The sequence below is a fragment of the Palleronia pontilimi genome, assembly GCF_016412875.1.
Taxonomy (GTDB): domain Bacteria; phylum Pseudomonadota; class Alphaproteobacteria; order Rhodobacterales; family Rhodobacteraceae; genus Palleronia; species Palleronia pontilimi.
In genome coordinates, this window is record NZ_JAEKPD010000056.1 from 1 (window position 1) to 495 (window position 495).

The following is a 495-nucleotide window of genomic DNA, read 5'->3' on the forward strand; positions in this document are numbered from 1 at the left end:
GCCAACATTGCTCGGTTGGCGGAACGAGCGGAGAGCCCTGATGATCACCGAACTGAAGTCGATCCCTGACATCTGGAAGCGGATGCCGAGCGAGATGCACGCGCGACGCTTCCTGGAGGGTGCCATATGGTCGACCAGCAGGCACTGTCCGCATTGCGGGTCGGTGGCCTCGTCGGCGCTGCGCGGAAGGACCTTCCGACCGCGGCTCTACCAGTGCCGAGACTGCCGTCTCCAGTTCACGGTCACCACGGTCACCCCGATGCACGGCACCAAGCTCGACTTGCGTATCTGGATCTGCGCGATGTTCCTGGTGCTCACATCGAGTAAGGGCATCTCCTCGGTCGTGATGGCACGCTTGCTCGGCGTGAACCAGAAGACCGCGTGGAAGATGGGCCACGCCATCAGGGAAATGATGGATGACCGGAACGCCGAGCTACTGCCGCTGGAGGACATCGTCGAGGTGGACGAGGCGTTTGTCGGGGGAGCCCCGAAATC

General features: G+C 62.8%; 1 protein-coding gene. It reads left to right on the forward strand.

The features are described 5' to 3' along the window. Window positions 1-40 precede the first annotated feature (40 nt). On the forward strand, window positions 41-495 hold a 455-nt coding region (locus ILP92_RS18270; RefSeq protein ID WP_198917845.1), incomplete at its 3' end, for a transposase.